Below are 20,223 nucleotides of genomic sequence, written 5' to 3'. Positions count from 1 at the left end.
GCAAGCCGTGCCGGGCGAGTCGCGCGAGGGGGCCGTCGGCGTGTCGGTCGTGTCTGTTGCAATAGCCCGCGTGGTGCGATCGGATAGCGCGGTGCGACTTGTTCGCCGGAACGTGGCGGCGCCCCGGCCGCGCGGCTGGGGCGCCGACGTTCGCGCGCTGTTCGACGCCGCGGCCGCGGCGGGGCCGACGCGCCCGGGCTGGCGGCCCTGGCAGGTGCTCGGCGGACCAGGCACGGGCAAGACGGCCCTGCTCGTCGATCTCGCCGCCGAGCGCATCGCGGCGGGCGACGATCCCGAATCCGTGCTGGTCCTTGCCCATTCGAAGCAGGCGGCCGGCGCCGTCAGAGATGCCATCACCGCCCGGCTCAGCTCACCCACCCCGTCGGCTTCGCCTCCTGCCGTCCCCGGAAGTTCACCCACCCCGTCGGCTTCGCCTCCTGCCGGACCAGACGCCGAGGGCGGCGTGCCCGGCGCGACCAGGGAACCGCTGGTCCGCACCCTGCATTCCTACGCCTTCTCGGTGCTGCGCAGGCACGCGACCGCGCACGGCAACCCGCCGCCGCGTTTGCTGACCGGTGCCGAGCAGGATGCGGTGCTTCGCGAAATGCTGCGCGGCGACCTGACCGACATCGCCGCGGGCGCGGACGCGCTGTGGCCGGAACGCCTGCAACCCGCGCTGGCGCTCGGCGGGTTCGCCGAACAGTTGCGTGATCTGATGCTGCGCGCCACCGAACGCGGGCTCGGACCGGAGGATCTGGTGCACCTCGGTCGCGAGCACGGTAAACCGGAGTGGGTGGCGGCGGGCAAGTTCGCGGTGCGGTACGAGCAGACGATGCTGCTGCGCTGGTCGGTGGGTGTGGAGGCGCCGGAGGCGACCGCGCCCGCGCTCGATGCCGCCGAGTTGATCGGGGCCGCGCTGGACGCGCTGGCCGGTGACGCCGAATTGCTCGCCGCCGAGCGGGCGCGGATTCGGTACCTGCTGGTCGATGACGCGCAGCATCTCGATCCGCAGGCCGCGATCCTGGTCCGGGCGATCGGGCACAGCGCGCACACCACGGTGATCGCCGGCGATCCCGATCAGGGCGTCTTCGCCTTCCGCGGCGCGGACGCCAGGTTCGTCGCCGACCTGCCCGCGCCGGACGGGCAGCGAATCGTGTTGCGGGACAACCACCGGGCTGGCGGACCGGTGCAACTGGCGGTCGCCAGGGTCGCGGCCAAGTTGCCCGGCAGTGCGCCGCAACGCTTTTCGTTGCCCAAGCGGGCCGATCAACCGGTGGACGACGGCACCGAGGTACGGGTGCGGGTGCTGGCCACCCCGGCCAAGGAGGCGGCGCTCATTGCCGACCACTTGCGCCGGGCGCATCTGACCGGGGGCGTGCCGTGGTCGCGGATGGCGGTGATCGTTCGTTCGGTGCCGCTGTCGTTGCCGCCGCTGCGGCGGGCCCTGCTGGCGGCGGGGGTGCCGGTGCAGCAGCCGGCGCTGGATACGCCGCTGGCGCGGCGGCGGGGTGCGGCCTGGATGCTGCTGTCCCTGCGGGCGCTGCTGGCCGGCGAGAAGGGGACGGCATTCGAGCCGGAGGACGCGCTGGACTTGCTCGCGGGACCGCTCGGCGGCGCGGATCAGATCACGCTGCGGCGGTTGCGGCGCGGCGTGCGGCGCAGCGTGCTGGAGTCCGAGCGGAGCCGGGCGCGATCGGGCCGGGAGGTTCCGGAGGGCGAGTATGCCGAGCGGGTCGCGGCGGAGCCCGATCAAGCCGTCGAGAGTTCGGAACGGAGTTCGGGGCTGCCCGAGCCGTCCATCGAAAGTCTCGAGCGGGCGGCCGACGACGCCGATTGGTACGGCGTGGAACCGGAATGGCGGCCGGAGGACTCGGAATGGCGGGGCAGTGCGGCCGAGCAGAGTGGCCAGGATGCCGAGGAGACCGGCGACTCGGCCGATCTCGGCCGCCCGGCGGGGGAGCCCGATGCCGTCGGCGCCGAACCGGGTGCGGCCGATTCCGCGAAGGCCGCTGACGGTTCCGAAGACACGGGTGAGTCCGTAGAACTGCGGCACGGCATCGATCAATCCTCGGCGGAAGTCCTGCGCGATCTGCTGATCGGGGCCGGGGATTCGCGCCTGCTGGATCGGCTGACCGATGTCGAAGCGGCGCCCTTGCGCCGAGTACTCGACGCCTTGGAACGGGCCCGCAAGGCGCGGCGGCGCGGGGCGGGCCTTGAGGACGTGCTCTGGGCGCTGTGGACCGCGTCGCGGCTGGAGCGACGCTGGGTCGGGCAGTCCGAACGCGGCGGCGCGGTCGGCATGCAGGCCGACCGCGACCTGGATGCGGCCGTGGGATTGTTCGATGCCGCCGCGGGGTATGTGGATCGCCTGCCGCGCGCGAGCATCGAAGGCTTCGTGGAATACCTGACCCAGCAGGAGATTCCGAACAGTTCGGCGCCGCGCACCGCGCCCAAGGAGGCCGTCGCGCTGCTCAGCGCGCACGCCGCCGCGGGCCGGGAATGGGATGTCGTCGCGGTCGCCGCTGTGCAGGAAGGGATTTGGCCGAACCCGCGGGCGCGCGGCACGCTGCTGAACACCGAGGACCTGGTGGACTTGACCGCCGGCGTCATCGACGGCGGCGAGCAGGTGAGCCGCGCGGCGCCGATTCTCGCGGAGGAGCGCAGGCTGCTGCTCGTCGCGTGCAGCCGGGCTCGGCGTTCACTGCTGGTCACCGCGGTGGAATCGGTGTCGGGCGAACGGGATCTCGTGCCCTCCCGGTTCCTCGCCGAACTGCTCGGGCACGATGAGGACGGTGAACCCGGTGCGTTGCCGATCGCCGATCCTGGTCGTGCGCTGGTGATGCATTCGCTGGTGGCCGAATTGCGCGGCGCCGTCTGCGATCCCGAGTCCGACCCGGACCGCAGGCAACGCGCCGCGCACCAGCTGGCGCGGCTGGCCAGGGCCGGCGTGCCCGGCACACATCCCGACGACTGGTACGGCACAGCGGAATTGAGCTCGCAACGGACGCTGTGGGAGGAGGACGACAGCGCGGTCGGCCTCTCGCCGTCCACCGTGGAGCTGCTGCGCACCTGCCCGCTGCGCTGGGCGCTGGAACGCCACGGCGGCACCGACGGCGACAACCCGCACGCGGTCAAGGGCAACCTGGTGCACACGCTGGTGCAGGCGCTGGCCGGGCAGGTGCCCGAGGCTCAGGTGCGGGCGGCGCTGGACAAGGCCTGGCAGTCGGTCGATCCAGGGACCGGCTGGCATTCCCGGCAGGAGCTGCGCCGCACCGAGGCCATGCTGGAAACGTTCATGGCCTGGGTGCGCAACACCCGCGGCGAGCTCACCCAGGCCGGGGTCGAGGTGCCGGTCGACTGCGTGCTGCCGCCGCGCACGGAAGACGAACGGGCCGTGCGGATTCGCGGCCGGGTGGACCGGCTGGAGCGGGACGCGCTGGGCCGCTTCGTGATCGTGGATGTGAAGACCGGGAAGTCGCCGGTGACCAAGCAGGCGGCGGTCGATCACGCCCAGCTGGCGACGTATCAGGTGGCGGCGGCGATGGGTGCGCTGGACGCGGCCGCGCCGGGCGACGATCGGCCGGACGCGGACGAGCCGGACGCGGACGACGACGGACCCGAACCGGAAGACGATGGATCGGGCGCGGTTCGATCCGACGGCGGCGAACACTCCTCGGGCCCGGGTGAACTCGGCGAACCCGGCGGCGCTCGCCTGGTGTACGTCGCCAAGCCGAGCGCCAAGGAGGGCGCGACCCAGCGCATGCAACCGCCGCTGGACCCCGAAGCTCTCGACAAGTGGCGCAACACCATTCACGACGCGGCCGCCGCTACCCAGGGCCCCAGCTACCTCGCCATGCGCAACGACGGCTGCCGGCACTGCCCGGTCTCCGGCAGCTGCCCCGTTCAGGACACCGGCAGGCAGGTGACCGACGAGTGAGCGAGCGTCAGCGAGCCGGCCGCGAAGACCGCGTGCCTGAGCCGGGCGTCAGCGAGGCGGTGTCGTGAGCGACAAGCGTTTCCGCGTGCCGTTGCCGATCTGCGGACCCGAATGCCTGTGCTGCGGAGTCATACCCGAGCGGGCGATCGATGGTGCGGTGCATTCGTCGGTGGGTCGGCACCGTGCGAGTCGTGCGCGCCCGAGCCCGCCCGGCGGGCCCGCGTCCGGCATCGACGAGGCACAACCGTGACCGCCGCCCGGGTAACCCCGCATCAGCTGGCCGAGGCGCTCGGCCTGCCGCCGCCAACCGACGAACAGGCGGCGGTGATCGCCGCACCCCCCGGCCCGACGCTGGTCGTCGCGGGTGCGGGTGCGGGCAAGACCGAGACGATGGCCGCCCGCGTGGTGTGGATGGTGGCCAATCGACTCGTGCTGCCCGACGAGGTGCTCGGGCTGACCTTCACCCGAAAAGCCGCGCAGCAGTTGACCGCTCGCATCCGCACCCGGCTGGCCCGGTTGGCCGGCGCGCCGCTGCTGCGCGAACTCGACCCGTCCGGTCAGCTGCGCGCCCAGCTGTCCGGCGCCGAGCCGGAGATCAGCACCTACCACTCGTACGCGGGCAGGCTGCTCACCGAGCACGGCCTGCTGCTGCCCGTGGAACCCTCGGCGACGCTGCTCACCCAGACCCAGCTCTGGCAGCTCGCCCACCAGGTGGTGCGCACCTGGGACGGCGACCTGGACACCGACCGCACCCCGGTCTCGGTCACCGAGGCGATCCTCGCCCTGTCCGGCCAGCTCGCCGAGCATCTGGTCGAGCCCGAACAGCTGGCCGAGGCGCACACCGATCTGGAAAAGCTGGTGCACACCCTGCCGCCCGGCCCGCGCCAGCGCGGCGGGCCGAGTCAAACCCTGCTCGGCATCCTCCAGGTACAGCGCGAACGCATCGCCCTGCTGCCGCTCGTGCAGCAACTGGCCGACGCGTTACGCCGCCGTGGCGCTTTGGATTTCGGCGCGCAGATGTCGCTGGCCGCGCGCCTGGCCGCCGAACATCCCGAGGTCGCCGCCGCCGAACGCGCCCGCTTCCGCCTGGTCCTGCTCGACGAGTATCAGGACACCGGCCACGCGCAACGGGTCCTGCTGGCCGCGTTGTTCGGCGGTGCGCCCGAGGCTGATTCGGTTCCCCGCGCGGGGTCGGTAGAACCTGCGCGGGAGTCGGCGGGCGTTGAATCGTCAGCACAGGGATCGCCCGATGAGCGGGCAGCCGGTGGACGGCCGGCAGCGGCGGTCCCGACGCCGGAGCCGCGGTACGTCAGACCGGCGAACGAGGAATCCGGCCGCCGGCGCTCGGGGAGGAAGCGGACCGCCGAGCACGCGAATGCCGTTGCGGCGGAATCCGAATCGCGCAGCCGCCAGCGATTGGCGGTGACCGCGGTCGGCGATCCGATGCAATCGATCTACGGCTGGCGCGGCGCGTCCGCGGCGAACCTGCCCCGCTTCGCCACCGACTTCCCCGCCGCGCCCGGCGTTCCCGCGCCGACGCTGCCGCTGCTGACCAGCTGGCGCAATCCGCCCGAGGCCCTGGCGCTGGCGAATTCGGTCGCGGACCCGCTGCGCCGCAAGGCCATGGAAGGCGGCGGCGTGACGGTCGACGCCTTGCGCGCGAAGCCGAACGCGGGGCCGGGCGTGGTCGCGCTGGCGCTGACCGAGACCGTCGCCGAGGAGCGCGACTGGCTGGCCGTCCGGATCGCCGAGGAATGGGCGGCCCGCCGCGCCGCGGGCGAGCCGCCGCCGACCTCGGCCGTGCTGGTCCGGCGCAACGCCGATGCCTCGCCGCTCGCGGAAGCCCTGCGCGCGCAAGGGCTGCCGGTCGAAATCGTCGGACTCGGCGGCCTGCTGGCCACGCCCGAGGTCGCCGATATCGTCGCCACCCTGCGGCTGATCGCCGAGCCGGGCTCGGGCAGCGCGGCGATGCGCGTGCTCACCGGCGCCCGCTGGCGCATCGGCGTGGCCGACATCGCGGCGCTAGCCCGGCGCGCCCGCACCCTGTCGATCAGCCGCTTCACCAGCGGTGACGCACCGGAGATCACCGACGGGAGCACGCTCGCCGCGGCGCTGCGCGAGGTGGCGCCGGAGCCCGCCGAACAGGCGGGCCTGGCCGACGCGATCGCCGATCCCGGTCCGCGCGAACTGTATTCGGAGTCGGGCTTCGCCCGAATCGAGGCACTGGGCAGGGAGTTGGCCGCCCTGCGCGAGCGCAGCGGCCAGTTGCTGACCGAACTGGTCGCCGACGTAGAGCGCACCATCGGCGTCGGCGTCGAGACCCAGGCTCGCCGCGCCATGTCGGGCACCGGCGCGGGCCGCGAGCACCTGGACGCCTTCGCCGAGGTGGTGGCCGGCTACGCCGCCGACTCCGGCGCGGCGCTCAGCGGGCTGCTGTCCTTCCTCGCCGCCGCCGAATCGGTCGAAAACGGTTTGGAGCCAGGCGAAGTCGAGGTCGCCAAGGATCGGGTGCAGGTGCTGACCGTGCATGCGGCGAAGGGCTTGGAATGGGAGATCGTCGCGGTGCCGCACGTGGTGCGCGGCGTGTTCCCCTCCGGCACGGCGTCGGGGACCTGGCTCGGGGCCCTCGCCGAACTCCCGACCAAGCTGCGCGGCGACCGGCAACAGGACGACTCCGCCGAGGGCGTCCCCGTGCTCGACCTCACCGACCTGTACGACCGCGCCGACCTGGAACGCGCGATCAAGGCGCACAAGGAGGCCCTGGAGCGTCGCCGCATCGACGAGGAGCGCCGCCTGTTCTACGTCGCCCTCACCAGAACCGAACGCGTGCTGCTGGTTTCGGCACACCACTGGGCGGAAACCGGCACCTCGCCCAAGGGCCCCTCCGACTTCCTGCTCGAACTGAAGCAGGCCGGCGAAGCCGCCGACAGCCCCGCCAACGGCGTGATCGACGTCCCCCGCTGGGACGACCCGCCGGAGCCGGACGCGGTGAATCCGTTCACCGACAACCCCGCCACCGCCGAATGGCCCCGCGACCCCCTCGGCAACCGCCGCGATCCCATCGAACAGGGTGCCGCGCTGGTCCGCGCCGCGCTGGCCGAACTGCGCGCGCAACCCCCCGAACCGCGAGCCGCCAAGGCAGCCCGAGGGAAAGCGCAACCGGACGCCGCGCCTGCCCAGGAACCCGAGGGCCTTTTCGATGCCCCCCTGGCCCTCGAGCCGCCGGACTTCGAACCGCCGGACGACGCCTTCGAGCCGCCGGCCGAATTCGACGATGTGCCACCGGATCCACTGGACGCCGCCCCGCACGATCCGACGCCCGCCACCCTCGCGCACTTCACCGACATCCCGCCCGACCCCCTGCACGAGTTCGTCTCCGACGAAGACATCGCCTTCGCCGCAGCGGAATTCGCCGAGATCGACCCGCTCACCCCGCCCGTCGACCCCGACGACCCGGACGGCTGGGCCGCCGACGTCGACGCCCTACTCGCCGAATTCGAATCCGAACAGGCCGCCGCCGAGGAGGTCGAACTCCCCGGCCAGATCGCCGCGACCGCGCTGGTCGAGATGCGCGCCGATCCGGCGAAACTCGCTGCGCGCCTGCGCCGTCCGCTCCCGTTCCCGCCGAGCCCGCTGGCCCGCCGCGGCACCGCGTTCCACGCCTGGGTGCAGCGCTGGTTCGGTTCGACCCGGCTGCTCGGCCTCGACGAACTCCCCGGCGCGGCCGACACCACCGCCGCCGACGCGAGCGCCGACGACGAACTGACCGCGATGCAGAACGCCTTCCTCAATTCGTCCTGGGCCAACCGCAGCCCGCTCGATGTAGAGGTGCCGTTCGAAACGTCGTTGGCGGGCACCGTGATTCGCGGCCGGATGGACGCGGTGTTCGCCGAGCCGGGCGGCGGCTGGATCGTGGTCGACTGGAAGACCGGCGCCGAGCCGACCCCCGCGGAGGAGCCCGCGGTCGCCATGCAGCTGGCCGTCTATCGGCTGGCCTGGGCCCGGCTGATGGCGTCCAGGGAAGGTAGGCCCGAGCAGGAGATGCTCGAACGCATCGGCGCCGCTTTCCACTACGTGCGCACCGGGCGCACCATCGCGCCCGCCGACCTGGCCGGGCCGGCCGAACTCGCCGAACTCATCCGGAATGCCGCGCCAGCCGGCTCACCTTCAGCGCCTGCCTGATCAGCGGGACCTGCAACGGCAGCCGCAGCACGGTGCCGACCTTGAACACCTGCGACGCCTTCTTGTTGCCCAGCGCGTCGGCGGTCATCTGCACGTTCGCCGGGAGGACCGCGATGAACAGCAGCGCGGCCAGCCGCCCGCCGAGGCTCCGGGTGCGCGGGATCACCAGCGCCGCGGCGACGCCGAGCTCGGCCACGCCCGAGGCGTAGGTGTAGTTGCGCGGTTCACCGGGGAGCGCCTTGGGCACGATCGCGTCGAAGGGTTTCGGCATCACGAAATGCAGCACCCCCATGGGGAACAGCAGGGCGGCCAGGGCCAGGGCCGGCCTGCGCGCGGAGGTGCGATCGGGGGCGAGTGCGTTTTCTGCCATGAGGCACCTTTGCATCCGCCGGGTGTTCGCGTCGAGGCCGGGCGGTAGCGCGGGCAGCGGGTAGGCTCCCTTGCTGTGCCGGAGGGACAAGCAGTGCCGGAGACATCCGACGCGAGGTATAGCAGGGCGGGTGCGTCTCATGTTCGGTGATCGCGCGCGCTCGCTGGGGTTGTCGAATCGCCCGCATTTCGCGCTGGTCGGGGTGCTGCGCATTCCGGAAGTGCAGACCAGCCCGTGGATTTCGCTCGCGCGCCGGGTGCTGTTCGCGATCGGGCTGCTGTTCGCCGCGGCCCTGGTGGTCTACGTCGGCCGGGACGGTTACCACGACAACGCGGGTGACCCGCTCGGCTTCCTGGACGCGTTCTATTACGCGACGGTGTCGCTGTCCACCACCGGTTACGGCGATATCGCTCCGGTGACGGCCGAGGCGCGGCTGGTGAACATCGTCATCATCACCCCGCTGCGCATCCTCTTCCTCATCGTTCTGGTCGGTACCACCCTCGGCGTGCTGACGGAACGGTCCCGGCAGGCGTTCAAGATTCAGCGATGGAGGCACAGCGTGCGCAATCACACCGTGGTCGTCGGTTACGGCACGAAGGGCCGCACGGCGATCGACGCCATGCTCGGCGACAACGTGCAGCCCGCCGACATCGTGGTGGTGGACACCGACATGGTCGCGCTGGAGGCCGCCGCGAACTCGGGCCTGGTGACGGTGCACGGTTCGGCGACCCAGTCCGACGTGCAGCGGCTGGCCGGCGTGCAGAACGCGGCCTCGGTGGTGGTCGCGACCAACCGGGACGACACCGCGGTGCTGGTCACCCTGACCGCCCGCGAGCTGACCAAGAGCGCCAAGATCGTGGTCTCGATCCGCGAGGCGGAGAACACCCACCTGGTCCGCCAGTCCGGCGCCGACTCGGTGGTGGTGTCCTCGGAGACGGCGGGCCGGCTGCTCGGCATCGCGACGACCACGCCGTCGGTGGTCGAGATGATGGAAGATCTGCTCACCCCGGAGGAGGGGTTCGCGATCGCCGAGCGCGAGGTGGAGTCGTCGGAGATCGGCGGCTCGCCGCGGCACCTCGGCGACATCGTGCTCGGTGTGGTGCGCAATGGCGTGCTGGCCCGGGTCGGCGAGCCGGAGGTGGATTCGCTCGAGGCGGGGGACAAGCTGCTCTACATCCGCCGCGCGGCCAAGTAAGCCCGCGTGCGGGGACCCGGACGACCGGCGCGATAGTCTCGACGGGTGCCGGTCTTTCAGCTCAATGGTGTTCCCCTGCTGTCCCGTTCCGTGCTCGATCGCGCCGAGGAGACGCGCGGCGACGCGCAGGCCCTACGGGAGGGGTGGAGCGAGGCCAAGCTGCTCCGGGTGAACGCCCGCGGCCAGGTCAGATTCGAAGAAGGCGCGCTCGTGCTGGACAAGGCGATCGAGTTGTCGCCCGAGCCGAGCCCCGAGGCGGTGTTCCTCGGCATCGACGGCGGCGTGCACCTGTGGGCGGTGCGTGACCGGGACATCCAGGGCGCGCTGACCGACCTGCGCGGCATGTCGAACACGGTCGACGATCTCACCGCCGGCGTGCTCTCCACCGCGGTCGCCCTGCTGAACTGGCACGACAAGGCCGGATTCAACAGCGCGGACGGCACGGCGACCACGTCGAGCAAGGCGGGTTGGTCGCGCACGACCGAGGGCGGTTACGAGGAGTTCCCGCGGATCGATCCCGCGGTCATCTGCCTGATCCACGACGGCGGCGACCGGGTGCTGCTCGCCCGTCAGCACACCTGGCCGGAGACATTGTTCTCGCTGCTCGCCGGGTTCGTCGAGGCGGGCGAGTCGCTGGAGCGCTGTGTCGAGCGCGAGGTGAAGGAGGAGGTCGGCGTCGATGTCCGGGACATCAGTTATCTCGGCAGCCAGCCGTGGCCGTTCCCGCGCTCGCTGATGCTCGGGTTCTCCGCGGTCGGTGATCCGGCGCAGCCGCTGGTCTTCTCCGACGGCGAGATCGCCGAGGCGCACTGGTTCACCCGCGCGGAGGTCCGCGAGGCGTTGTCGGCGGGCGACTGGTCGGCGCAGGGGACCGGCGCGCGGCTGTTGCTGCCGGGATCGATCTCGATCGCCCGCACCATCATGGAATCCTGGGCCGCGCTCGACTGAGCGCACGAGAAATCAGCGCGGGCCGGAGTTGCCCGCGCGGATTCGGTCGGTGATCAGGCCAGGGCGGCGAGGGCCTGCTTGACGGCCACCAAAGTCGGATTGGTCGCGGTGGAGCCGTCGGCGAACTTCACGGTCGGCACCACGTGGTTGCCGCCGTTCACGCTGCCGACGAACTCGGCCGATGCCGGATCTTGTTCGATGTCGATTTCGATATAGCTGATACCGGACTCGTCCAGCTGCTTCTTCAGCCTGCGGCAGTAGCCGCACCAGGTGGTCGAGTACATCGTCAGGTCGGGCGTCGCGTCAGTCACGGATTGTGCAACGTCGAGCAGGCCGTGGGTGTTCCAGTCAAGTCATTTTCGGCACCGCTTGCGCTGCTTTTAGTAAGCGCGCATACTAATTGCATGACGATCATCGCCACCGCGCAGGCCACCTCGACCGCCGCTCCCGCCGTCTTCTTCGCCAAGTGGGCGGACATGGCCACCTGGCCGGAGTGGAACAACGACACCGAATGGGTCCGGCTCGACGGTCCGTTCGTGCAGGGTGCGACCGGGGTCCTGAAGCCGAAGGGCGGACCGAAGGTGCCGTTCGTCGTAGAGCGGCTCGACGACACTCAATTCGTCGATGTGTCCAAGCTCATCGGAGCTCGGCTGACCTTCGATCACCGGATCGCCGCGGCCGACGGCCGCACGACGATCACCGTCACCGTTTCGATCGACGGCCCATTGCGCTGGCTCTGGACCAAGATCATGGGCGGCGACCTCGCCAAGTCGGTGCGTCCCGACCTGGACGCGCTGATCACGGTCGCCGAGGGGGTGCCGGCTTGACCGGGCGCCGACGCCGGGCGGTCGGTTATCGGACCGACGCGAAGCAGACCGCGGGCGACGACCTGCGCGGTGAGCCGATCCGACCAGCTCACCGAACTGGGGAATGGTATTGCGGCGCGGCCTGATAGAACTCACCGCACACGACCATGCGGTGATCGCGCGAGCGATGTCGGGCGAGTGAGGGAGGCCGATGAGCAATGAAGGGCTACACACCGAATTCGAGCAGGCCGACGAGAGTCCCGGGCTGCTGCTCTGGCAGGTGACCAATCGGTGGCAGGCGGCGCAGCGCGCGGCGCTCGCCCCGTTCGATCTGACCCACGTGCAGTTCGTGCTGCTCGCCTCGCTGACCTACCTCACGGTGGCCGGCGACCCGGTGATGCAGCGCGACCTGGCCGCGCAGGCCGCCACCGATCCGATGATGACCTCGCAGGTGGTGCGCGCGCTCGAACAGAAAGGCCTGGTCGAGCGGCGCGATCACCCGAGTGACCGGCGGGCGAAATCGCTGGTGCCCACCGAAGCCGGTGCGGCGCTGGCGAATCGGGCGGTGGTCGCGGTCGAGGCCTGCGATCGCGAGTTCTTCGGACCGCTCGGCGTGCGGGCCGAGCAGTTCGCTACCGACCTGCGCAGCCTGCGGCGGCTATAGCATTTCGTCGATCCCGAGGCCGTGCTGCGGCCACGGCTTCCGGCGCGGCCGAGCGGGACCCGACCCGGCGCCCCACTGGCCTGCGGCGTGCGTCTGGCACAGCAGGGCCCAGACACACAGGGCGACAACGCCGTACACGAGCCCGAGCGCGCCGATGAACGGACCGGCGGCGCCCAGCGCCACCGCGAGCACCGCGCACGGCAACGGCCAGGACAGCAGCCAGCGCCAGCCCGCCGCGCTGCGCGCGCCGCCGAGTCCGGTGATGACGAAATACGCCGCGGCGCCGCCGCCGAGCGCCCAGCCGATGCCGGTGGACACGTGCCCCTCCGCGTGCTCGACGGCCAGGCCGAGGCCCGCCGTGATGGTGGCGATCGCGGCGGTGACCCAGCAGTGCATCGCCATCACGTATTGCCGCGGCAGCGCGCCGTCCGGGTCGTCGCCGGTCATCAGGCGCGGCACGAAGCCGTACATCAGGGTCAACGCCCACAGGCTCGCCAGCACGACGAACGCGCCGAACCCGAGGGCGAGCACCTTCGGATGCCACACCACCCCGCCCACCGCGGTGATCACCGCGATGACCCCCTCGCCGAGCACGATGATCACATACAGCCCGAGCCGCTCCCCGAGATGCGCCGAATCCGCGTGCAGTGCCATGACTTTCGGCGGTTCGACGCCCTTGAACCGGCGCGAGCCCCGGATCCGGCGATTCACCGCCTCCTGCGCGCCGATCATCATCTTGTCGCCGCTCACCGCGAACATCAGCCACAGATCGATGACCAGGCCGAGCGCCCACAGGTAGTACTTCCCCGGCTCGGGCACCCAGAGCGAGACGATCCACGGCAGCACGCCGAGGGACAGCTGGGCGATCGGCCAATCGACCACCAGCCTGCCGCGCCCCCAGACCTGCGCGGCGACCATGCGCACCAGCACATAGACCGCGGCGAAGGTGGTCGCGTGCCGGTCCGGGATCCCGGCCACCGCGGCGGCCATCACGCCGAGGCCGAGCATCGCGCCGAGCATCAAATAGATCCTGGTGTGGTCGCGGGCGATGTTGCCGTACAGCATCATGCACGCCCAGACCGTCCAAAAAGCCAGGTAGAGCAGGATATAGAGGGCGAAGTCGCCGAGCGAGGGGCCGCGGTGCAGCAGGTGGGTGAGCTGGCCGATGCCCGCCACCGCGACGAGGTCGAAGAACAACTCCATCCAGGTCGCGTGCCGGTCGGCGGGTCTAGCGTCGGTTGACGGCGTGTCGTGTGCCACGAGGGGACAGTATTGCGCGCGCGGCGAGAGTTGTCGGCGGGCACTGTCATGATGGGTGCCGTGTCGTCAACCAGTACACACCGACCGGCCGGCCTCGAGCTGGATTCGCTCGACCCCGAGCAGGCCGCCGCCGTGCGCGCGCCACGGGGTCCGGTGTGTGTACTCGCGGGGGCGGGCACCGGCAAGACCAGGACGATCACCCATCGGATCGCGCATCTGGTGTCCACCGGGCACGTGAAGGCCGACCAGGTGCTCGCGGTCACCTTCACCGCGCGGGCCGCGGGGGAGCTGCGCAACCGGTTGCGCGCGCTCGGTCTGGGCGGCGACGCGACCCAGGTGCAGGCGCGCACCTTCCACGCGGCCGCGCTGCGGCAGCTCAAATACTTCTGGCCGCAGGTCGTCGGCGACGTGCCGTGGCGGTTGATCGACGGCAAGTTCCCGATCGTCGCGCAGGCGGCGAACCGGGCCGGGCTCTCCTCTGCCACCGACAGCGTGCGCGACCTGCTCAGCGAAATCGAATGGGCGAAGGCCTCGCTCATCGCCCCCGAGGACTATCCGGCGGCGGTGGCCAAGCAGCATCGCGAGACGCCGTACGACGCGCTGCGGGTGGCCGAGGTGTACGCGGGCTACGAGAAACTCAAGGCCACCCCGGACGGCCTGCTGCTCGACTTCGACGACCTGTTGCTGCACACCGCCGCGGCACTGGAGGACTATCCGGCGGTGGCCGACGAGTTCCGCGGCCGCTACCGCAGCTTCGTGGTCGACGAGTACCAGGACGTCACGCCGTTGCAGCAGCGCGTGCTCGACGCCTGGCTCGGCGAGCGCGACGACCTGACCGTGGTCGGCGACGCCAACCAGACGATCTACTCGTTCACCGGGGCGACCCCCGGCTACCTGCTCGACTTCTCCCGCCGCTTTCCGGACGCCACGGTGATCCGGCTGGAACGCGACTATCGCTCGACCCCGCAGGTGGTCTCGCTGGCCAATCGGGTGATCGGGGTGGCGCGCGGCCGCATCGCGGGCACCCGGTTGCAGCTGATCGGCCAGCGGCCGGACGGGCCGGAGCCGGTGTTCGCCGAATACGACGACGGCCCCGCCGAGGCGGCCGCGGTGGCCAAGTCGATCCAGCGGCTGATCGAGTCGGGCACGCCGGCCGCCGAGATCGCCGTGCTCTATCGGATCAACGCCCAGTCCGAGAGTTACGAGCAGGCACTGACCGAGCGGGGCATTCCCTATCAGGTGCGTGGCGGCGAGGGTTTCTTCGCGCGCGCCGAGGTCAGGCAGGCCGTGTCGGCCTTGCGTCAGGCCGCGTCCCGGGACGACCTGCCCGACGCGGCTCGCAGCGGCGCCGCCCTGGTGACCCTCGTTCGCGCGGTTCTGGCTCCGGTCGGGCTGACCAAGGAGGAACCGGCCGGCGCGCAGGCCAGGGAGAAATGGGCCTCGCTCGTCGCGCTGGTCACGCTGACCGAAGACCTGGTCGCGCACGACGACAAACTCGACCTGCCCGGCCTGCTGCGCGAACTGGCCGCCCGCACCGAGGCGCGGCATCCACCGACCGTGCAGGGCGTCACGCTCGCCTCGCTGCATGCCGCCAAGGGTTTGGAATGGGACGCGGTGTTCCTGGTCGGTGTGGCCGACGGCACGCTGCCGATCCAGCACGTGCTGGCCGACGACGGCTCGGTCGGCGACGAGGCGAAGCTGGAGGAGGAGCGGCGGCTGCTCTACGTCGGCGTGACGCGAGCGCGCGAGCATCTCCAACTGTCCTGGGCGCTGGCCCGGGCCGAGGGCAAGCGCCGCACCCGCCGCCGGTCCCGGTTCCTCAACGGGCTCGTCCCCGACGATTCGCCCGCGTCCAGGATCGCGACGCCGGTCGTCGAGGCGAAAGGCATGCGTCCGACCTGCCGAGTGTGTGCGAAGCCACTGATCGGTACCTATGCGACTATGCTTGGCCGCTGTCGTCGTTGCCCGGCAGAGCTCGATGCCGAACTTCTGGCCGCGTTGCAGGAGTGGCGCGCGGAGAAGGCGGAGGCGCTGCGGGTGCGCGAATTCGTGGTCTTCACCGACACCACGTTGACCGCGATCGCCGAACAACTCCCAGGTGACGACGCCGCGCTGGGGTCCATCGCGGGCATCGGGCAGAAGAAGCTCGAACAGTACGGCGGCGAGGTGCTCGCGATCATCGCTTCGCGGTTGCGCGCAAGACCCCAAAACCGCAGGTAGAAAATAGGTTGTACCACCCGGCGAACTTGCCTATGGTGGGTTTTACGCACCGGGAGGTTATCCCGGCGCGCAGAGTTCAAACACACACACACAACGAGTTAGGAGGGAGGCAGACGTGAACATCAAATTCTTCAATGCGATCGACGTTGCGGTGAATTCACCCATGTCGGCCTCCCGGGGGATCCTCGCCTTGCAGGGGATCGGTCTGTCCGAAATCGGTGTGTACGGCACGCAAGCGCAGCACGCGCCCGCGCATGCCCCGATGTGCACCGTCATTACGGACAAGCCCAGTGCGGGTGGCTGGCACCCGTCTGTCGTCGATACGGCAGACGTCAACGTCGCCGCAGCAGCCGGTTATGAGCCGGCGGACCTGCAGGCAACACGCCTCCGTCCCGCACACCAAGCGATCGTGATCAGGACTCGACAGAGATGTCGAATACCTAGGTAGGGAACTTCCCTCCCAGACCTCCTGGCCACGGATCGCACGACGCGAAACCGTGGCCAGTCTTTTCGGCCCTTCAGCCAGCCGGCCCCGGTTTCGCGGACAACACAACGAACCGCTGCAACGAGCTGAAGGAGAACGACGTGTTCACCGCCCAGGAATGGCCTCAGGCCACTACTGACGTGACATGCGGAACCGTGGCGCCGACCACTCGGACCCGGGAGGGCAACAAGTCCGTGCCTTGTCGAGCCGGAGATCCCGATCTCTGGTTCGCCGAGAGCCCCAACCAGTTGGAGCAGGCCAAGGCGCTGTGCGCCAGCTGCCCCATCCGGAAGGGCTGCTTGACCGCGGCCATGGATCGGCGTGAGCCGTGGGGTGTCTGGGGTGGCGAGATCTTCGATCAGGGGGTCGTCATCGCCCGTAAGCGCCCGCGCGGACGTCCGCGCAAGGTCGCGGTCCCGGCATGAAGCTGGGGCTGACTCACGCCGCAGGTATGACTTCCCTCCCTCCGGTCGATGTGCTCGATTCGGTTGGTCCTGACACGGGCCGAGCCAACGAACGAGAAAGCAGACGAACCGCTCGCCGTCGCCCGGTGAGCGGCTCGTTTGCGTTGTCGTGCAAGAAGTATCAGGTTCGTCGTGGCCCGTGGGGTGCCCGGCGGACCGTCAGCCCGTCGGCAACGGCGAGCAATAGAGTTCTGGTGTCGTCGGCGTGCGCCCACCAGCGGTGGCGCACGCCCGACGGGCAGTAGTAGGAGTCTCCGGTGGACAACGTCACCTGCTCACCGTTGGCGGCGACCGTGATGGTCCCGGAGACCACGTAGATCAATTCATCGTTCTGATGCGTGAATTCGCGCTCGCTCCGCTCGGTTCCACCGGTGAACTCGAGCGCGCGTAGATCCCGCGGTCCGTGGACCAGCGAGCGCACCGAACCATCGCTGTTTCGCTCGGCCTGTTCGAGCACTCCCTCGCCGGCCCGCACGATCACCGAGCCGGGCGTGCTGTCGGCCGCCGCCAGGAGTTCGGTCGCCGTGGTGCTGAGCGCGTCGGCGATGCGTTGCAGGGAGCGCAGGCTGGTGTTGGTCCGCCCGTTTTCCAGTTGGCTCAGAAACGACTGCGACAATTCGGTCTTCGCGGCCAGCTGGGCCAGCGTCAGTCGCGCCGCACGCCTGCGGTCGTGCACGACGTTGCCGAGCCCGGGCCAGCGCGCCTGGTCGTCGCTTCCGTTCTGATGCACCTAACCAATACCTCTCTTGTTGCTTCAGCACCTTCTCAGCCGCGAGGCTCTGAATTCTCGTGTTTACATCACGGTGATCGCAATGCTTCCAGGGCCTTCTAGCGTACTGAATATTCAGTGGAGCTGAATATTCAGGAGGATCGGTGGAGCAGAACACCCTCAAGCGCCGGGGTACCGGGCTGATCGGTATCGACGCGGCGGCGGCGTCGCCCGGATACACGCTGTACGCGCCGTTGGCCGGGCGCGGGCTCGTCGAGTTGGTCGACCTCGCGGGCGAGGTGGTGCACCGCTGGCATCTGCCGTACCGGCCGGGCCGGCACGCGCGGCTGCTCGCCGACGGATCGCTCGCCTACAACGGCGCGACGCTGGCCCGGCCCCCGCTGTTCGCGATGTGGCGCAAATACAGCGGGGGATCGATGGGGCGCTATGACCAGGACGGGGCGCTGCTGTCGGAGCACCGCGACGACTTCCAGCATCACGACGCGCATCATTACGACGACGGGCGCATCCTCTACACCGGCGTCGAGCCGTTGACCGGTGCGGCCGCCGCGCGCATTCAGGGCGGGGTGCCCGGTACCGAGGCCGGCGGGATCGTCTGGTCGGACGTTGTCCGGGAGGTCGCGCCGGACGGCAGCCTGCTCTGGGAGTGGCGTGCCGCCGCGCACCTGGACCCGAAAGACTTTGCGCTGCAACCGCATTACTGGCGCGAACACTGGCCGCTGATCAACAGCGTGCATCCGCTCGACGACGACACCATTGTCGCGAGCCTGCGCAGTGTGTCGGCGGTGATCACCATCGATCGACGGACCGGCGCGGTCACCACCCTCGCCGACCGTTCGACGGTCGCGCAGCAGCACCACGCGACGCCGGTCGGCGACGGCAATATCCTGCTGTTCGACAACGGCACCTTCCGCACCGGCGAATCGGTCACCTACAGCCGGATCGTCGAAATCGACCGGGCCACCGGCGAAATCGCCTGGAGCTACCAGGATTCGCCGCGCGAGGCGTTCTTCACTCCGTTCATGGGCGGCGCGCAGCGGCTGCCCAACGGCAACACGCTGATCACCGAGGCCGCGTTCGGCCGCATCTTCGAAGTGACTCCGGCGCACCGGATCTGCTGGGAGTACGTGGTGCCGTCGTTCACCGAGTATCCGGATTCCGATACCGCGCAGGTCTTTCCAGGCATCTCCAACGCGATCTTCCGTGCCTATCGCTACCAGGACGTTCCGTGGCTGTGATCGATAGCTCGACAGTGCATCCGGTCGACGAGGTCCCGCCGCCCGGTCGCGCCCTCGCCTCGGCGGTGCAACACCTGATCGTGATGGTCGCGACGCCGATCACCTCGGTCTTGCTGATCAGCCGCAGTCTGCACCTGGACGACGCGCAGTCGCGGGCATTGCTCTGCGCCACTCTACTTTTCAGCGGCATCGGGACGATTCTGCAATCCAGCGGGCGGCTCGGGCTCGGCGCCGGTCTGCCGTTCGTCATGCTGCCCGGCGGCGCGGCCGTCGTGCTGTTCATCCAGATCGCGCAGGAATCGGATCCGGCCACCGCGAGCGGGGCCGTGATCATCACCGCGCTGGCCGGGACCGTGCTGGTGCCGCTGGCGCGGCGGCTGGTCACGCGCCTGCCCGCCGTGGTCATCGCCGCCATGATCGTGGTCATCGGGATCAACCTGGTGAAGGTCGCGGGCAATCTGATCACCACGCCCGACGATCCGGCTCCGGTGCGTTCGGTTGCCCTGGCCGCCATCACCATTGCGGCGACGGTGCTCGCCTACCGGGTGCTGCCGACCGGCTGGCGCCGGTTGTCCGTGCTGCTCGGCATGGCGGTCGGCAGCGCGGTCGCGGCGAGCCTGGGGCAGTTCCACCTGCAATCGGGTTCTGCGCTGGGCCAAACGCCCGACCTCTTCCTGTTCGGCACGCCGCATTTCGATCTGCTCGCGGCAATTCCGTTGCTGGTGTTCAGTATCGGTTCGATGGCGGAGGCCACCGGCCAAACCGTGCTCAACGCGAAGATCGTCGGCAAGCGGATCGACACCCCGGTCACCGTGGGCCGCACCATTCGCGGGGACGCCGTAACCTCGCTGCTGTCCGGACTTTTCGGCGGTCCGACGATGGTGACCAGCGGCGAGAACATCGGCCTGATCCGCCTCACCAACATCCGCAGCCGCTATGTCACCGCCCTCACCGGCGCGCTGCTGATCGTCGCCGCGTTCCTCGCCCCGATCGGCCGGCTGGTGAATTCCCTTCCAGGCCCGGTCATCGGCGGCACCGCGGCGATTACCTTCGCCATGATCATCACCGCCGGGCTCGGCATGTTCCGCGAGGCGGACCTCACTTCCGACCCCGTACTGCTCACTGCCACAGCGGCTTTGACCGCAGGCCTGCTGCCGATCCTCATCCCCGGCATCTACCGCGGATTTCCCACGGATCTGCGCCTGCTGCTCGGCAGCGGAGTGACGATGACCGCCGTCGTCGGCGTGGTCGTGCACCTCGTGTTCGCCACCCGCCGGCGTCAGAAGTCGAACACCGACACCGTCGTGGCCCGCAACACGCAAACATTGGAGAAGAAGCCGTGATCGGAGATCGGCTTGCCGCGCCACACGCCGTCGATGGTCGCGATCACCGGATCGAATTCGTCCGAACAGAGCGGCGGCACGGTGAAATCGGCCAGCGCCCGGATATTGCCGTCCGCCGCCACCAGGCTCTTGCAGGCTTCCTCGGCTTTCGGATGCGTCCCGCCGACCGTGGGCGCGCAGATCAGGCTGACGGTCCGCTTGTCCGCCACCTCGACCGATACCCCCGGCCCCACCGATAGCGACACCACCGACTGCCCATCCGCCCCGGCGGTCGCACCGACGGGCGCGGCCATCGATACCCCGAACGCAACCGCCGCACTGATCGAAACACCGACAACCCGACCGGTGCACGACATGGCCATCACCCTTCGTAGACGGAGCG

The 20,223-nt window shown here is 70.2% G+C and carries 16 protein-coding genes; 11 read left to right on the top strand and 5 right to left on the bottom strand.

Going from position 1 to position 20,223, the window contains the following annotated elements; translation table 11 throughout:
* The first annotated feature begins 91 nt into the window (after positions 1 to 91).
* Together ACFYO1_RS30540 and ACFYO1_RS30535 are read left to right on the top strand one after the other, a co-directional pair.
* Entirely contained in the window at positions 92 to 3,937 is a 3,846-nt protein-coding gene (locus tag ACFYO1_RS30540) for an ATP-dependent helicase (protein ID WP_387238178.1), read from the top strand.
* 246 nt (positions 3,938 to 4,183) lie between these two features.
* Positions 4,184 to 8,119: a UvrD-helicase domain-containing protein gene (locus ACFYO1_RS30535; protein WP_387238175.1), complete on the top strand. Its 3,936-nt coding sequence runs from the start codon at positions 4,184 to 4,186 to the stop codon at positions 8,117 to 8,119.
* Here ACFYO1_RS30535 and ACFYO1_RS30530 read toward each other — a convergent pair.
* Positions 8,073 to 8,489: a hypothetical protein gene (locus ACFYO1_RS30530; protein WP_387238172.1), complete on the bottom strand. Its 417-nt coding sequence runs from the start codon at positions 8,487 to 8,489 to the stop codon at positions 8,073 to 8,075. The two genes, ACFYO1_RS30535 and ACFYO1_RS30530, sit on opposite strands and share 47 nt — an antisense overlap.
* A gap of 139 nt (positions 8,490 to 8,628) precedes the next feature.
* Here ACFYO1_RS30530 and ACFYO1_RS30525 point away from each other — a divergent pair, with 139 nt between their 5' ends.
* Positions 8,629 to 9,684: a potassium channel family protein gene (locus ACFYO1_RS30525; protein WP_387238169.1), complete on the top strand. Its 1,056-nt coding sequence runs from the start codon at positions 8,629 to 8,631 to the stop codon at positions 9,682 to 9,684.
* A 45-nt stretch (positions 9,685 to 9,729) separates the two neighbouring features.
* Positions 9,730 to 10,632, top strand: coding sequence for an NAD(+) diphosphatase (gene nudC, locus ACFYO1_RS30520; protein WP_387238166.1), 903 nt, complete (start codon positions 9,730 to 9,732; stop codon positions 10,630 to 10,632).
* 53 nt (positions 10,633 to 10,685) lie between these two features.
* Here nudC and ACFYO1_RS30515 read toward each other — a convergent pair whose 3' ends face one another.
* Positions 10,686 to 10,916 carry a mycoredoxin gene (locus ACFYO1_RS30515; RefSeq protein WP_150402880.1) on the bottom strand — a complete coding sequence of 77 codons (231 nt, stop codon included), beginning with the start codon at positions 10,914 to 10,916 and terminating at the stop codon, positions 10,686 to 10,688.
* A 120-nt stretch (positions 10,917 to 11,036) separates the two neighbouring features.
* Between ACFYO1_RS30515 and ACFYO1_RS30510 the strand changes: the two genes are divergently transcribed.
* Together ACFYO1_RS30510 and ACFYO1_RS30505 are read left to right on the top strand one after the other, a co-directional pair.
* Positions 11,037 to 11,459, top strand: a complete 423-nt coding sequence (locus tag ACFYO1_RS30510; RefSeq protein ID WP_387238163.1) for an SRPBCC family protein — start codon at positions 11,037 to 11,039, stop codon at positions 11,457 to 11,459.
* Positions 11,460 to 11,649: 190 nt separating this feature from the next.
* Positions 11,650 to 12,102 (top strand): MarR family winged helix-turn-helix transcriptional regulator, encoded by a 453-nt coding sequence (locus ACFYO1_RS30505; protein ID WP_387238160.1) that lies wholly within the window; start codon positions 11,650 to 11,652, stop codon positions 12,100 to 12,102.
* Here ACFYO1_RS30505 and ACFYO1_RS30500 read toward each other — a convergent pair.
* A complete protein-coding gene (locus ACFYO1_RS30500) occupies positions 12,097 to 13,362 on the bottom strand; it encodes a low temperature requirement protein A (RefSeq protein ID WP_387238157.1) in 1,266 nt (421 codons plus the stop codon). The genes ACFYO1_RS30505 and ACFYO1_RS30500 overlap by 6 nt on opposite strands.
* Positions 13,363 to 13,410: 48 nt before the next feature.
* Here ACFYO1_RS30500 and ACFYO1_RS30495 point away from each other — a divergent pair, with 48 nt between their 5' ends.
* From ACFYO1_RS30495 to ACFYO1_RS30485, 3 genes are all read left to right on the top strand, one after another.
* Positions 13,411 to 15,582, top strand: coding sequence for an ATP-dependent DNA helicase UvrD2 (locus ACFYO1_RS30495; protein ID WP_387238696.1), 2,172 nt, complete (start codon positions 13,411 to 13,413; stop codon positions 15,580 to 15,582).
* A gap of 115 nt (positions 15,583 to 15,697) precedes the next feature.
* On the top strand, positions 15,698 to 16,030 hold the full coding sequence (locus tag ACFYO1_RS30490; protein ID WP_387238154.1) for a hypothetical protein: 333 nt from the start codon (positions 15,698 to 15,700) through the stop codon (positions 16,028 to 16,030).
* A gap of 176 nt (positions 16,031 to 16,206) precedes the next feature.
* A complete protein-coding gene (locus tag ACFYO1_RS30485; RefSeq protein ID WP_317983923.1) occupies positions 16,207 to 16,491 on the top strand; it encodes a WhiB family transcriptional regulator in 285 nt (94 codons plus the stop codon).
* A gap of 160 nt (positions 16,492 to 16,651) precedes the next feature.
* Here ACFYO1_RS30485 and ACFYO1_RS30480 read toward each other — a convergent pair whose 3' ends face one another.
* Entirely contained in the window at positions 16,652 to 17,260 is a 609-nt protein-coding gene (locus ACFYO1_RS30480) for a helix-turn-helix domain-containing protein (RefSeq protein WP_387238150.1), read from the bottom strand.
* Positions 17,261 to 17,403: 143 nt separating this feature from the next.
* Here ACFYO1_RS30480 and ACFYO1_RS30475 point away from each other — a divergent pair, with 143 nt between their 5' ends.
* On the top strand, positions 17,404 to 18,498 hold the full coding sequence (locus tag ACFYO1_RS30475) for an aryl-sulfate sulfotransferase (protein WP_387238147.1): 1,095 nt from the start codon (positions 17,404 to 17,406) through the stop codon (positions 18,496 to 18,498).
* A complete protein-coding gene (locus tag ACFYO1_RS30470) occupies positions 18,489 to 19,841 on the top strand; it encodes a uracil-xanthine permease family protein (protein ID WP_387238144.1) in 1,353 nt (450 codons plus the stop codon). Before ACFYO1_RS30475 ends, ACFYO1_RS30470 begins: the two co-directional genes overlap by 10 nt.
* On the opposite strand, the gene ACFYO1_RS30465 is transcribed toward ACFYO1_RS30470, so the two are convergent.
* Entirely contained in the window at positions 19,778 to 20,197 is a 420-nt protein-coding gene (locus ACFYO1_RS30465; protein WP_387238141.1) for an SSI family serine proteinase inhibitor, read from the bottom strand. The two genes, ACFYO1_RS30470 and ACFYO1_RS30465, sit on opposite strands and share 64 nt — an antisense overlap.
* Between the last annotated feature and the right edge of the window lie 26 nt (positions 20,198 to 20,223).

The sequence above is a fragment of the Nocardia sp. NPDC006044 genome, from assembly GCF_042871115.1.
Classification (GTDB): Bacteria; Actinomycetota; Actinomycetes; order Mycobacteriales; family Mycobacteriaceae; genus Nocardia.
This window is presented reverse-complemented; position numbering and strand designations above follow the sequence as displayed.